This is a genomic window from Microcystis sp. 0824, assembly GCF_003112475.1.
In the GTDB taxonomy this organism is placed as follows: Bacteria; Cyanobacteriota; Cyanobacteriia; order Cyanobacteriales; family Microcystaceae; genus Microcystis; species Microcystis aeruginosa_C.
In genome coordinates this window covers 194,790-207,273 of record NZ_BDSM01000050.1, presented here as the reverse complement: position 1 = coordinate 207,273, position 12,484 = coordinate 194,790, and the positions used below count along the sequence as shown (strand labels likewise).

Here is a 12,484-nt window from a genome sequence, read left to right as displayed (position 1 = left end):
GGTGACAAGTTCCCCCGATTCCCTAGAAGTAAATTTATTTAAGGAAACGGTTAAAGTAATTAGCTGGTAAATCTAGCACTTTCTGGAGAATCTAGAAAGTGCATCTCAGACAAAACTGAGATGCAGCCAGATAACTGCTATCTCACTTTTTAGCATAGAGTTCCGTGGGAATGTTTTCTTCATCCTCCACTTCTGTCTGCACCACATAATAGAATTTTAGGTCATCGAGCATATCAGTGATTGCTCTTTCTACAGCAATTCTTATTCTTAATCTTCGGGTGTGGGGATCGTGATATTTCTCTGCCAAAGTTTTGAAACTGCGCGGCAGAAGTTGGATAGCATTATTAATAACTCGATCGATTTTAATCTCCGAGGGATATTTGCGAAAAGAAGCAGGTAAATTCCTTAATTGTTCCTGCACTTCTGCTATCACTAATTGCTCGATCAAATTGAAAGAAGGTTGGTTCATGAAATAAGTTTTTAGCGATCAAAAACTGACTCGATCTTAATACCGATCGACCAAAAATAGGGTGATATTATCGCGTCTCAATGGTGATTTAAATCACTGTTTTATCCAAGCTGAGGGCCAAATACCGCCAATTTCGAGACCAGCTAGACCACTAGAGGCATTTATAAGGGTTTTACCAAGACTATCAGCCAATTTTATCGATAATTTACCTTTGAGAGTATCTTGACAAGCAAAACAGAGACCTTTTTCCGTGGGTACACGCACGTGATCGGGAGGATGATCACTGATCCCGATTAAGACAATGGTATAATTCTCGTTAGTTGCCCTCATTTCCCAGTATCCCCAGGGTTGCACTGTCCAAGTTAGTTGAGAATTCCAGATATCAAACTTATAAAAGCGATTTTGCCAGTGAATACCGATAATTCCCACCGATTCTGTCCAGTGGAGAACTTTCCGGGTAGCACCCACTGCGGTTAAGGTTAAATCGGGATTTTCAGGGAAAGCATTACAATTAATCCAAAACCACTTTTCCGGGAAAGAATAGCCCCAATTTTTCTCGCTATAAAAAGGTACATTCTCAAATCGGTAATTTTTTCCCCCATAGGTAATCATTCCCGTTGCTAAACCATGAGCAGTTAAAATCTGCCAACCTGGGTCAAAAATCGGTAAATAAGATAATATTCCTGCCGTTGCTTGGGGTGGACGCTTTTTATCTCCCCAACTGTACCTAGTTTCAACGCAATAATCCCATTGACAGATTTCTCCGGTGACAGGATCATAAATTCGTCCTTGCTGCTGGTGTGCCGTTGCTTGATAACCTTCTCGAATAGACTCAAAAAAATCTGACGGGGAAAGCAGACAGGGACGGATTTTTAAGTTAGTTTTTCCCCAATGGATAATGGCTAATTGCTGACGACTTGCCCAAAATTTATCCGTATCGGGAAAAGTGCGACAAAGATAATCAGATTCTATGGCTAAAATTTGCACTGCTCCGCCGCTATTGACTTGACCGCCCCTCGGATCTTGAATAGAATACATAAAGGCAAATCCGTCGGCTAATTGCGGAATCATGACTCGGAAGTACCAACCTTCAAAAAATCGGGGAGTGATACCATCCCAATGGTAGCCGGAATGAGGGGGTTGTGAAGACATCTATGGGTTTATCTTTAGGTATTGATTTTGGCACATCGGGAGCGCGAGCGATTGCTATTGATTCTAGCAAAAATATCGTCGCTGAGGTTCATTATCCCTTCACTAATGCCAATTTTCAGGATTGGCAAAAGGCCCTATTTTATTTATTGGATAATCTAGGGGATTCGGTGCGTTCAGAACTTAAATCGATCGCTATTAATGGTACTTCCTCGACGGTGTTATTATGTGATAATTGGGGTAATCCTCTTTCTGAGGCGATATTATACAATGACGGGCGAGGAATTGCATTTTTAGACGCAATTAAAGCTATAGCACCCCCTCACCATCCCGTGATTAGTGCCACCTCTAGTTTAGCCAAATTACTTTGGTGGAGTCAGCAAGAAATTTTTTCCCAAGCGCGTTATTTTCTCTCGCAAGCGGATTGGTTAGCATTTCTCCTGCACGGTAAACTGGGAATTAGTGATTATCACAATGCCTTAAAGTTAGGTTATGATCTCGAAAATCTCTGTTATCCCGATTGGTTAGAGAATTTACCGATGTTTAATTTACTACCGCAAATTTTTACCCCGGGTACAGCGATCGATACTATTAAACCGGATTTAGTGACTCGTTTTGCTATCCCGAAAGATTGTTTAATTTATACGGGAACCACCGACAGTATAGCGGCATTTTTAGCCAGTGGTGCTAATTCTTTAGGGGATGGGGTGACATCTTTAGGTTCAACTTTAGTTTTAAAATTATTAAGTAGCCAGAAAGTTGATGATAGTAACTATGGCATCTATAGTCATCGCTTAGGAAATTTGTGGTTAACTGGTGGCGCATCTAATACGGGGGGAGCAGTGTTAAAGAAGTTTTTTTCTCATGAAGAATTGAGAAATTATAGTTTAGCAATAGATGGACAAAAAGAAAGTAATTTAGATTATTATCCTCTACTAAAAGCGGGTGAGCGCTTTCCCATTAATGATCCTTTTTTACCCGCAAAACTGACTCCCCGACCCGATAATCCTCTAGAATTTTTGCATGGTTTACTAGAAAGTATTGCCCGCATTGAAGCTTTAGGTTATCAGCGTTTACAGGAATTGGGAGCCAATAAATTACAGCGAGTTTATAGTGCGGGTGGTGGGGCAAAAAATCCGACTTGGAGAATAATTCGTCAGCGTCATTTAGGGGTTCCCGTACTTTTATCTCAACGGGATCAAGCTGCCTATGGTACTGCCCTATTAGCACAGCAATCGGTTACGCTATTGAAATAGTCTCATAAGTAGGATTTGCGGCAAAAAGCTTGTTGGTGGGGTTAGGAGTTAGGAGTCGGTCTTCAGGAGATAGGAGTTAGGAGATTATTTTATTTATTCTCCCCACACCCTATACCCTACACCCTACACCCTTGGTTAATTAACCGTAATAGGGTGGCTCATTACCCGGTTTCCATTTGATATTACAGCCTAAACTGGGTTTTTGGTCCGTCGGCACCGGTTGACCGGCTAAAACCTTGTCAATAGCAGCGCGCAGATCTTTGCCTGTCACCGGTACGCCATTACTAGGACGACTATCATCTAATTGACCGCGATAGACTAGAATGCGCTGACTATCAAAGAGGAAAAAATCGGGAGTACAGGCTGCCGTGTAAGCTTTCGCCACTTCTTGGCTTTCGTCATAGCATAAATTGAATTTAAAGTCAAGAGTTATCGCCATTTTTTTCAAATTTGCGGGCGAATCATCGGGATATTTTTCCACGTCATTAGAACTAATGGCTAGGATGCCCAGATTGGTGTTAGCATAATCGCGACCTAGACGGGTAAGTTCTTCTTGAATGTGTTTAACAAAGGGACAATGTTCACAGAGGAAGATGACTAACAGAGCGGTTTTAGCCGCAAAGCTGTCCAGAGAGATAGTTTCACCCGAAACCACATCGGGTAAGGCAAAACTGGGAGCTTTTGTCCCCAAATCTAACATTGTGGACTCGGTGCGTGCCATAAAGTTTCTACTCTTTTCTATAGGGAGGACTGAGATTTTTATAGCATTTCATGCTTCATCCCGCAAATTTAACGCCTTAATCAGCATCAGTGAACAGTAAACAGTGAACTGATAACTGATAACTGATAACTGCCATAACCTACTGAAACTAATTTGACCAATTTTCGATCACACACTGACGTTCACGAGCAATAACTAAAGCATTATCGGGGACATTGATAGTAATTGTAGAACCCGCAGCCACGGTGACATTTTTTCCTAATTCTAGAGGAGCTACTAGAACACTATTTGCCCCGGTTTTTGTGCCACTGCCGATCATAGTTTGGTGTTTTTTCACCCCATCGTAATTAGCAGTAATTGTTCCCGCACCCACGTTCACTTTTTCCCCTAAAGTGGCATCTCCCAGATAGGATAAATGAGCAATATTGGTTTTATTGCCGATGTCACTTTTTTTAATTTCAACAAAATTACCGACTCGACAATTAGCCCCAATTTTCGCTTCTCCGCGCAAATGAGCATAGGGACCGATGCGACAACCAGAATCCACCTGACTATCAGAAATAACCGAAAATAAGACGGTTACATCGCTGCCTATGCGACTATTTTCGATTAAACTCCCCGGACCTATACGACAACCAGAAGCGATTATCGTCTCACCGCGCAGATGGGTTTGGGGTTCAATAATCACATCGGCACTGAGGGTGACAGTATCCTCAATGGTGACACTATCGGGGTCAATTATGGTGACTCCGGCGGCCATCCAATCATCTTTGACTCTAGTTTGCAGGATATCATAGGCGGCGGCCAATTGTTTGCGATCGTTAATGCCGCTAATTTCTAAACAGTCCTCCACATCCACAGCCATGACAGGATCGAGAAAATTGACCACATCCGTGAGGTAATATTCACCCTGATCGTTATTGGGCGTTAAATTAGGCAGTATCACCGCTAATTTTGACCAATTAAAGCAGTATATACCCCCATTAACCCGGTGGTTTTGTCGTTGGGCATCGGTACAGTCTCTTTCTTCCACAATCTGCTTAACGAGATTATTGCCATCACAAAAAACTCGACCGTAACCTTTCGGGTTAGGGAGGTTAGCAGTTAAGAGGGTGGCAGCGTTACCATGGTTTTTATGAATCTGGAGAAGATTTTGCAAGGTTTCGGGACGCAACAGGGGAACATCACCATTTAAGACCAACAAATCCCCCTGAAAGTCCTCTAAATGGGGGATTAACTGCTGAATAGCATGGCCAGTGCCTAACTGTTCCTTTTGTTCGACAAATTCGATATCCTCAAGATGCTGTAGAGTATTTCGCACCTGTTCTCCCTGATAACCGATAATCACCAGTTTTCGCCTGGGATGTAAGGATTCGCTGACATTAAGCACCCGTTCCACTAGCGATCGACTGCCGAGGGGATGTAAAACTTTTGGAAGGCTGGACTTCATTCGGGTTCCCTTACCCGCCGCTAAAATTGCTACCGCTACCATGGTCATGCTTGCCAATATCGTTCGCGACTGAGTATATCGCACTCCGATCCCTTTGGTTGCAAGAATTTTTCCCCTCTTTCATCCTGTGCCAGTTGAGAAACTACCATAAAAAGGTTTTCTTTAAGACATTGTTAAGGTACTATATACAAATTGAAACAATTAAACATAATCAGCACTCTATAGATACCGCTATGACAACTGTACTAACTAAGGAATCCTCCGCCATGAAACAGATTCGCACCACCTACCAAGCTGACCAACAGGTGAAATACCTGCATCTAGAAGCGGAAATCGAGGTACTGCTACAACAACTGCAAAACCTCAAGCGCAAAAACCAAGAGAATCAACACCTAAATTAAAGAAAATTTCCCTAAGAATTCTCAAATCCCACCCTCTTATCGGCGAGAAGGTGGGAAAATGTTTTTTGAGAATTCCAGATAGGTGTAGATTAATGATCAATTTTGCCTTACAGCAAGCCTTCGCCCGTCGTCATGCCCTGAAAGTGATCAGTGGGTTAAATAATTTCGATCGCTCGCAGGTTCTCTCAGTAGTTAAAGCCGCTACAGCCGGAGGAGCAACTTTTGTCGATATTGCCGCTAATGCTGACCTAATTCGGGCGGTAAAAGCCTTGACAAATTTGCCCGTCTGTGTATCGGCCGTCGAGCCAGAATTGTTGGTGATGGCAGTGGACGCGGGAGCCGATTTAATTGAGATTGGTAATTTCGATAGTTTTTATGCCCAAGGACGCATTTTTGAAGCGGCGGAAGTTTTAGCCCTCACCCGTCAAACTCGCGACTTACTGCCCGAAATTACCCTGTCTGTGACAGTTCCCCATTTCCTACCCCTCGATGAACAGGTGAGACTAGCGGAAGCTTTAGTTAGTCAGGGTGCCGATATTATTCAAACCGAAGGCGGCACTAGCAGTCAACCCCGTCACGCCGGTATTTTGGGACTGATTGAAAAAGCTGCCCCGACTTTAGCGGCAGCCCACGCTATTTCCCACGCGGTGAAGGTTCCCGTCCTCTGCGCTTCCGGTTTATCGATTGTCACCGCTCCTATGGCGATCGCTGCTGGAGCGGCCGGTATCGGTGTTGGTTCGGCGATCAATCAATTGGATAATGAAGTAGCTATGGTGGCAGCCGTGCGCGGTTTAGTCGAATCTCTGCAAGCACAACCCGTCCATATTGGCAACTAGAACAATTTTTGTCTAGATACGGCAGAGAAGGGGCCGTTTTCCCTTCTCTTTTTCTCTCTGTCACCAGTTATCAGTATTCGGGAGTCAGGAGTCAGGAGGCGGTCGTCAGGAGTCAGAAGTCAGGAGATAGGAGATTATTTTATTTATTCTCCCCACACCCCACACCCCAATTCATAATTCATAATTCATAATTTATAATTCCCACACCCCACTTCCCCACACCCCCAACCCCATCAACTGTGGTAAAATGCCCTATGGCTCAAAACATTAGAGATAGAAGCACTCCACCATGATTCGAGATATCTTCATGCCCGCGCTCAGTTCCACCATGACCGAAGGAAAAATAGTTTCTTGGGTGAAGTCCCCCGGGGAAAAAGTCAGCAAAGGGGAAACGGTGTTAGTGGTCGAATCCGACAAAGCCGACATGGACGTGGAATCGTTTTATGATGGCTATCTCGCTGTAATTTTAGTCGAAGCTGGCCAAGAAGCGCCCGTGGGGGAAGCGATCGCCTATATTGCCGAAACTGAAGAGGAAATTGAACTGGCCAAAGCTCAGGGAAAAACCGCCGCAGTCGCCCCTAGCAAGCCCGTAGAAACCCCAGAAATCGCTCCGCCTCCCGTTTCGATCCCCGTCGCCGCCGTTAAAGATAATGGTCGTTTAGTCGCCTCTCCCAGGGCCAAAAAACTGGCTAAAGAATTAAAGGTAGATATGAAAACCCTAGTGGGTAGCGGTCCCCACGGACGAATTACCGCCGAAGACGTAGAAAAAGCGACAGGAAAAGTCAGCACCGCCCCCGCTCCCGTCATTACTCCCCCGCAACCCGTCAGCGTGCCTGTAGCGGCTCCTAAAGCCCCGATTCCAACCAGCGCCCCGGTCGGTCGGACTGTTCCCCTCACCACTCTGCAAAAAGCCGTTGCCCAGAATATGTCGGTTAGCCTACAGGTTCCCACCTTCCAAGTGGGCTACACTATCACCACCGACCCACTGGATCAACTCTATCAACAGCTAAAATCCAAGGGTGTCACCATGACGGCCCTGTTAGCAAAAGCGGTGGCCAACACCCTCGCTAAACATCCTATAGTTAATGCCTGCTATAGCGACGCAGGAATTCAATACCACGGGGCGATTAACGTGGCCGTAGCCGTGGCTATGCCCGATGGTGGCTTAATTACGCCGGTTTTGCGCTCTGCTAACCAGATGGATATCTATTCCCTCTCCCGCAGTTGGAAAGATTTAGTTGATCGCGCCCGCAGTAAACAACTGCAACCAGAAGAATATAATAGCGGTACTTTTACCATTTCTAATCTGGGAATGTTCGGAGTCGATCGCTTTACCGCTATCTTACCCCCCAACCAAGGCGCAATCCTAGCCGTGGGTGCTTCCCGTCCCCAAATCGTCGTCAATAAAGATGGTTTATTCGGAGTGCAAAAACAGATGACGGTTAATCTCACCAGTGACCACCGAGTCATCTACGGGGCCGATGCGGCCTCCTTCCTGCAAGACTTAGCGAAACTGATCGAAACTGAGGTGCAGTCTTTAACTATGTAATCAGAATCTAGACAGCAGGAGCCTAGGGAGTTTCTCTCTAGCTCCTGCTTTGTTGTTACTAAAAAAATGTAAAGAATTAGCTAAAATGGGTTTAACCCTATCTATCACCCCAAACTATCGCCCAAACAAGGCCAAAAAAAGTGTTAATCTCAGGGAACTTTAAGATCTAAGCTAATATCGGTAAATTAACCCCCGATCTCGCCCTATATATTAAGCCTACAATAATTCGTATTCCCACGACCTAACGCCTACCCATAGGAAAAAATGATCACAGAGAATAGTCGCTTACGTTCAGAATTTTTAAATACACAGGTTATCACTCGCAATACAGGCAAAAAACTCGGCGTTGTTAAAGATATCCTAGTAGATATCGATCAACGAGAAGTGGTTGCCCTGGGACTCCGCGATAATATCCTCTCCCTGTCGGGAATGCCTCAATATATGTATTTATCGAGTATCAGTCAGACGGGAGACGTGGTTCTCGTTGAAGATGATAACGTCTTGGAATCCGTCGATATCGATGCTTATACTCCCTTAATCGGTAGTGACGTGATCACGGAAACCGGCGAACCTTTAGGCAAAGTCCGCGATTATCAATTTGATCCCCTTAGTGGTCAATTACATTCCATTATCATCGCTTCCCTGGGATTGCCTCTGATCCCCGAACAATTGATCAGTACCTACGAAATTTCCATTGAAGAAGTGGTTAGCAGCGGTCCGAATCGCTTAATCGTCTTTGAAGGGGCCGAGGAACGTCTCACCCAAGTTAGTGTGGGGGTTTTGGAACGTTTGGGTATTGGTCGTCCCCCCTGGGAAAGAGAAGAAGAAGAAGCTTATTATACCCCCGCTGCTCGTCCAGAAAATCAGTTAGGTACGGGCATTCCCCTCCGCACCCCCGTGGAGGCCGCTAAACCCGTTGAAGAACGCTGGAGTGAAGACGAATGGGAAAAAGAACCCCTGCGTGCCACTCCCCCACCGCAAAAACGGGCCGAAGCTCGTTATTATGAGGAAGAATACGAGGAAGAAGAAGATAACTGGGGAGAAGCGCGCTCAGAACGCGCAGAAAGCTTTTCTCGTCCTCAGTACGACGATTACGAAGATAAGGCCGAGGATGATATGTGGGATGATGACGTGGAACCAGATTACAATCCCCCCCGCATCAATATCACCGAGAAGAAAAAGGAAAGAATCCCCGAATACGAAGACGGTTAATCTTTGGTCATCCCCCTATCCATTAGTTACATCTTTCTTAACATAAAATTTGACAAAAAAAGAAAAATGTGCTATGTGGCTCAAGGAGGTTCTCTGGGGGGACTAATTTGATCAGATAGTTTCCCGGTCTGGCTGATATTATTTAACCTTTAATCAAGGCTATCACTGGGGCAACCAATCTTCGATCACCTGCGCGATAGTATAGGGACAAAACTCTGGAAAAATGCTAAGGATTAAACCCGTTTGTCTGGCGGCTTCTCGACGCGCTCTGGTATATTCCTTATCCAAAATTTGCGCGGGATAACCGCGTAAACTGGGACTATCCTCTAATTTGCGACGAATTTGCGATCGCCCATCATTGATGGAATCCAGCCAACTATCGGAGTGCCGTTGGGGTTGATATTGCCACTTGAGCAGATGAAGCAAAATTCGCTCCATTTGAGAACCAATCGCACTGCGTTCACTTTTCCCCAAATCCTCGATTTCCTCGATTAAATGCTCCCAGTCAATGGCATCCCAGCGTTGTTCCCGCAAAAGTTGAGCCGTATCCCGGGCCCAGAGAATTAAATCGCAATCGTAGGTGGTTGGCATAACCGGTTCCCTGTTTTTCAAGCTTTTCGGGTGGGATTGTGGGGTTAATTCTGTTAGGTTAACGATCCAGCGTTTTCTTAATGATAACTGATTACTGTCAGAGGTAAGGTCAAAAAGCCTGTGAACCCTGTATCAATAACAGCATCAATTACCTGCCTCTGTTTACTCTCATTGCTTACGACTAACCGAAGCGTTGCCTCGCAGTTTTGATCAACAATTCCGTTCATCATAAAGTTAAAGCAGACGACCTACGCCAAAGCGGTGAACGCCTTTATTTCCAATTCGGACACGCCAGATTTGAGCATCAGGGTTTCGTTCAAGCAATCGATTAGAAGCAGTTATTGTGTCATTGGCAAGCTCAAAAGCACCTGTTTCGATATCTATGGCTACAATCTTCCCATGATTGCCCTCCTCGACTTGGGGGCGCACCTGAGATTGATAAATCTCATTACCACGTCGGGCGAATTCTTCTTTGCTGTAGCGGAGTTGATTAACTGTCATTGTCCTGACCCCGTTGCAACTTTTGCCCTTCTATTTTAACCTAAACATTGGGAATCTTCGCTAACATTCCCCAACTGGGTCCACAAGAGCGGCATCGCACTTAGACTCACAGTTTCAATCAATGTGCATGGTGCGTTCCCCAAAAATCTATTGGTGGAGCGGTAGAAGTTGTTTTAGGGAACGCACCCTACAAGATTGCGCTCTGCTACGCAGTGCCTTTGGCATCGCACTATATTAATCTGTGAAGTTACACAGCAACAGGCAACTTTGAAAATTCACCAATATTTCAGCTAACGGTGAAGTTAGGTTAAGCGAGTTTGCAAGAAAAGAAGTCGAATTATTGAACCGATTTGATTCATTGAAGTCTACTTATTAAATCACCACGTCGAAATGTTGCAGATAGCTGCTGCAAGGAAATCTCTTGTTCTCCATAAAGATCCTGAAGTGCCTGTTTAATATCCTGTAATGAAGCATTAAAGTAACTCTCCCCATTTTGATCAATAAGCATTTGGGCTGATTGAAAATTTTGATGACTAATATCTTTCATCTGAACTTTCATATCAGCCAAAAGTTTTTGTCCCATCTGCATTGCAATAAAGCAGGAAGCATAGCGGACAAAATCTGGGTCAGTAGACTCAGGTCTTTTGCGGCGGTTTTCTGCAATTCTGTAAAGCTGAACAGCTATTACGATTTGCGCTCCATTTAATTGGTCAGTAAAGATTGTATCATACAGTTTCCCAAAATGTTCACGAGAGAAAAACTTTGCTTGATGAGGTTTTCTTCGCCAGACGGATAATACTGCCTCAGCGGCTACTCCTGAAGTAATATCAATAGATCGAATGCTAGTATCGGAACGTTTAAACCTGTAGTTAAATCCTAATTCCTGAATATCCAATTCCAATCTTTTCTGGCGCTCATCATTAGCACGTAAATCTTTGAGATCTACTGGATTTTGGCTATTGGTTGCGTAGGTAATTCTTTGAACTAAACTTTCATTTTCACTAGGCAATTGATAGAGTCTTAAAAGAACAAAAGCTTGGGCATTTTGATGAATTAAATCGGGTTGTTGCAAGGTTTTAAATATGGTCATACATGTTTGACCACCGTTAATGATTTGTAAATTATCAACACGCACTTTGTAATCACCATGTTGCAATGCGTTGTATGAGAAACTATCACAAGTCAACGTGACTCCGTTATTATAAAAGTAAAAATTGTTTTTTTCATCGCTAGTTAAAGTATGACGGATACCCTCATTGACGCGATTTCCTTGTAAACCCAAGTAGCGACGAATATTGCGCTCTAATAAACGTTCTCCATGTCGATCTATAAGTGTGGCAATTTCTGTCACCGAAATTCTACCCAACAGTACTCGGCTAAACTCCATATCTTCCACAATAGCTTTGCCACTTAGCTGCAAAGTATCTTTTACGGGTTTAGAAGCTTGAAGAATTTTGACTAAACGCTCGTGATTAACATATTCCCATGTCACCTGATCTCCAAACTCAGTACGGTCAATAGCCTCTTGAGCAGATAAATTCCATTTCCGCCCATTGTTGCAAGCTATTGTCCGAACTTGGGGAATATAGCCATCTCGGATTAGGCTACGAGCTTCTTCCACTTTCACAAGCAGTCGTTGATTAATATGTTCTAGTTTAGCTGCTGGATTAAATAAGTAATTAATTGCGTTTATTAAACTTTCTATACCTCCTTCAGGAAATTCAGATTTTCCTTCTAGGTTGTTCTTATATTTTGCCTGAAATAAACTAACTGTAAATTCACCGTCATATTCTTCTGAGATATGTATAGCATCTACTCCAAAGTCACCACCTCCTTCTGTTAAGCAATCAAAAACATCATCTCCATCTAAATCTAAAATGGTTTTAACGCACAGATATACAAAAGCCAAAGACTTAAGCCGGCCTTCATCTGTGATTCGTAGTTCTTCAGAAGCTTTTTGACGAATGTCGTTGCTAACTGATACTAAGCGTTGGTCGATGATGGACGCACTGATATTCATGTACTTATTTACCGAACATATTTAAATAGCTTATTTTATTCTGTCTAACTACATATTATAGGTCAACTTTCTGCATAACAATTTCCAGAGCAACGATATGGGTCAACTTTCTGCATATTACCCCGATATACAACACATATACTAATTTGTCAATAGGTAGTAATATTTAATCTGCTTATACTTCGAGTTTTGACCTGAAAATGGGCGATCGATAGTCAAGCGATCGAGGGATGGGGATGACCACGACCCTAGGGGATTATGCAACGGTGAACAATGTATCGGCAGGTTTCCGGGGGGCTAAAACCATAATCCGGGAGATTCTGGGCATC

Annotated in this window: 12 protein-coding genes and 1 pseudogene; 5 read left to right on the top strand and 8 right to left on the bottom strand. The window is 43.9% G+C overall.

The window, feature by feature from the left end:
• Window positions 1-142: 142 nt before the first annotated feature.
• Both N0824_RS17225 and N0824_RS17220 read right to left on the bottom strand, forming a co-directional pair.
• A complete protein-coding gene (locus tag N0824_RS17225; RefSeq protein WP_108937640.1) occupies window positions 143-469 on the bottom strand; it encodes a hypothetical protein in 327 nt (108 codons plus the stop codon).
• 93 nt (window positions 470-562) lie between these two features.
• Window positions 563-1,621, bottom strand: a complete 1,059-nt coding sequence (locus N0824_RS17220; protein ID WP_108937639.1) for a tocopherol cyclase family protein — start codon at window positions 1,619-1,621, stop codon at window positions 563-565.
• A 2-nt stretch (window positions 1,622-1,623) separates the two neighbouring features.
• Here N0824_RS17220 and N0824_RS17215 point away from each other — a divergent pair, with 2 nt between their 5' ends.
• Complete coding sequence (locus N0824_RS17215) at window positions 1,624-2,874, top strand: FGGY-family carbohydrate kinase (RefSeq protein WP_108937638.1); 1,251 nt, start codon at window positions 1,624-1,626, stop codon at window positions 2,872-2,874.
• A 139-nt stretch (window positions 2,875-3,013) separates the two neighbouring features.
• On the opposite strand, the gene N0824_RS17210 is transcribed toward N0824_RS17215, so the two are convergent.
• Both N0824_RS17210 and glmU read right to left on the bottom strand, forming a co-directional pair.
• Window positions 3,014-3,595 (bottom strand): thioredoxin family protein, encoded by a 582-nt coding sequence (locus tag N0824_RS17210; protein WP_108937637.1) that lies wholly within the window; start codon window positions 3,593-3,595, stop codon window positions 3,014-3,016.
• 148 nt (window positions 3,596-3,743) lie between these two features.
• Window positions 3,744-5,087: a bifunctional UDP-N-acetylglucosamine diphosphorylase/glucosamine-1-phosphate N-acetyltransferase GlmU gene (glmU, locus tag N0824_RS17205; RefSeq protein ID WP_108937658.1), complete on the bottom strand. Its 1,344-nt coding sequence runs from the start codon at window positions 5,085-5,087 to the stop codon at window positions 3,744-3,746.
• A 191-nt stretch (window positions 5,088-5,278) separates the two neighbouring features.
• Between glmU and N0824_RS21070 the strand changes: the two genes are divergently transcribed.
• The 4 genes from N0824_RS21070 to N0824_RS17180 all read left to right on the top strand — a co-directional run bounded on the left by N0824_RS21070 (window position 5,279) and on the right by N0824_RS17180 (window position 9,043).
• Window positions 5,279-5,446 (top strand): hypothetical protein, encoded by a 168-nt coding sequence (locus N0824_RS21070; protein ID WP_002756735.1) that lies wholly within the window; start codon window positions 5,279-5,281, stop codon window positions 5,444-5,446.
• Between the two features lie 92 nt (window positions 5,447-5,538).
• On the top strand, window positions 5,539-6,282 hold the full coding sequence (locus tag N0824_RS17195) for a DUF561 domain-containing protein (protein WP_108937635.1): 744 nt from the start codon (window positions 5,539-5,541) through the stop codon (window positions 6,280-6,282).
• A 289-nt stretch (window positions 6,283-6,571) separates the two neighbouring features.
• Complete coding sequence (locus N0824_RS17185) at window positions 6,572-7,831, top strand: dihydrolipoamide acetyltransferase family protein (RefSeq protein ID WP_108937633.1); 1,260 nt, start codon at window positions 6,572-6,574, stop codon at window positions 7,829-7,831.
• A 264-nt stretch (window positions 7,832-8,095) separates the two neighbouring features.
• The gene (locus N0824_RS17180; RefSeq protein ID WP_108937632.1) at window positions 8,096-9,043 is read left to right on the top strand and encodes a PRC-barrel domain-containing protein; all 948 of its coding nucleotides are present in this window, start codon (window positions 8,096-8,098) and stop codon (window positions 9,041-9,043) included.
• A 162-nt stretch (window positions 9,044-9,205) separates the two neighbouring features.
• Here the strand turns inward: N0824_RS17180 and N0824_RS17175 are convergent, their stop codons facing one another.
• The 4 genes and pseudogenes from N0824_RS17175 to N0824_RS17160 form a co-directional block, all read right to left on the bottom strand.
• Window positions 9,206-9,634: a DUF29 domain-containing protein gene (locus N0824_RS17175; RefSeq protein ID WP_108937631.1), complete on the bottom strand. Its 429-nt coding sequence runs from the start codon at window positions 9,632-9,634 to the stop codon at window positions 9,206-9,208.
• Window positions 9,635-9,720: 86 nt separating this feature from the next.
• Window positions 9,721-9,864 (bottom strand): annotated as a pseudogene (locus N0824_RS21790) (clan AA aspartic protease); the annotation flags it as partial.
• A gap of 4 nt (window positions 9,865-9,868) precedes the next feature.
• Entirely contained in the window at window positions 9,869-10,135 is a 267-nt protein-coding gene (locus N0824_RS17165; protein WP_108937630.1) for a hypothetical protein, read from the bottom strand.
• 355 nt (window positions 10,136-10,490) lie between these two features.
• Window positions 10,491-12,155 (bottom strand): AIPR family protein, encoded by a 1,665-nt coding sequence (locus N0824_RS17160; RefSeq protein WP_108937629.1) that lies wholly within the window; start codon window positions 12,153-12,155, stop codon window positions 10,491-10,493.
• Between the last annotated feature and the right edge of the window lie 329 nt (window positions 12,156-12,484).

Bases quoted from the DNA above. Each gene is read 5' to 3' on its own strand.
- N0824_RS17225 (WP_108937640.1), bottom strand. From the start codon at position 469: ATGAACCAACCTTCTTTCAATTTGATCGAGCAATTAGTGATAGCAGAA.
- N0824_RS17220 (WP_108937639.1), bottom strand. From the start codon at position 1,621: ATGTCTTCACAACCCCCTCATTCCGGCTACCATTGGGATGGTATCACT.
- N0824_RS17215 (WP_108937638.1), top strand. From the start codon at position 1,624: ATGGGTTTATCTTTAGGTATTGATTTTGGCACATCGGGAGCGCGAGCG.
- N0824_RS17210 (WP_108937637.1), bottom strand. From the start codon at position 3,595: ATGGCACGCACCGAGTCCACAATGTTAGATTTGGGGACAAAAGCTCCC.
- glmU (WP_108937658.1), bottom strand. From the start codon at position 5,087: ATGGTAGCGGTAGCAATTTTAGCGGCGGGTAAGGGAACCCGAATGAAG.
- N0824_RS21070 (WP_002756735.1), top strand. From the start codon at position 5,279: ATGACAACTGTACTAACTAAGGAATCCTCCGCCATGAAACAGATTCGC.
- N0824_RS17195 (WP_108937635.1), top strand. From the start codon at position 5,539: ATGATCAATTTTGCCTTACAGCAAGCCTTCGCCCGTCGTCATGCCCTG.
- N0824_RS17185 (WP_108937633.1), top strand. From the start codon at position 6,572: ATGATTCGAGATATCTTCATGCCCGCGCTCAGTTCCACCATGACCGAA.
- N0824_RS17180 (WP_108937632.1), top strand. From the start codon at position 8,096: ATGATCACAGAGAATAGTCGCTTACGTTCAGAATTTTTAAATACACAG.
- N0824_RS17175 (WP_108937631.1), bottom strand. From the start codon at position 9,634: ATGCCAACCACCTACGATTGCGATTTAATTCTCTGGGCCCGGGATACG.
- N0824_RS17165 (WP_108937630.1), bottom strand. From the start codon at position 10,135: ATGACAGTTAATCAACTCCGCTACAGCAAAGAAGAATTCGCCCGACGT.
- N0824_RS17160 (WP_108937629.1), bottom strand. From the start codon at position 12,155: ATGAATATCAGTGCGTCCATCATCGACCAACGCTTAGTATCAGTTAGC.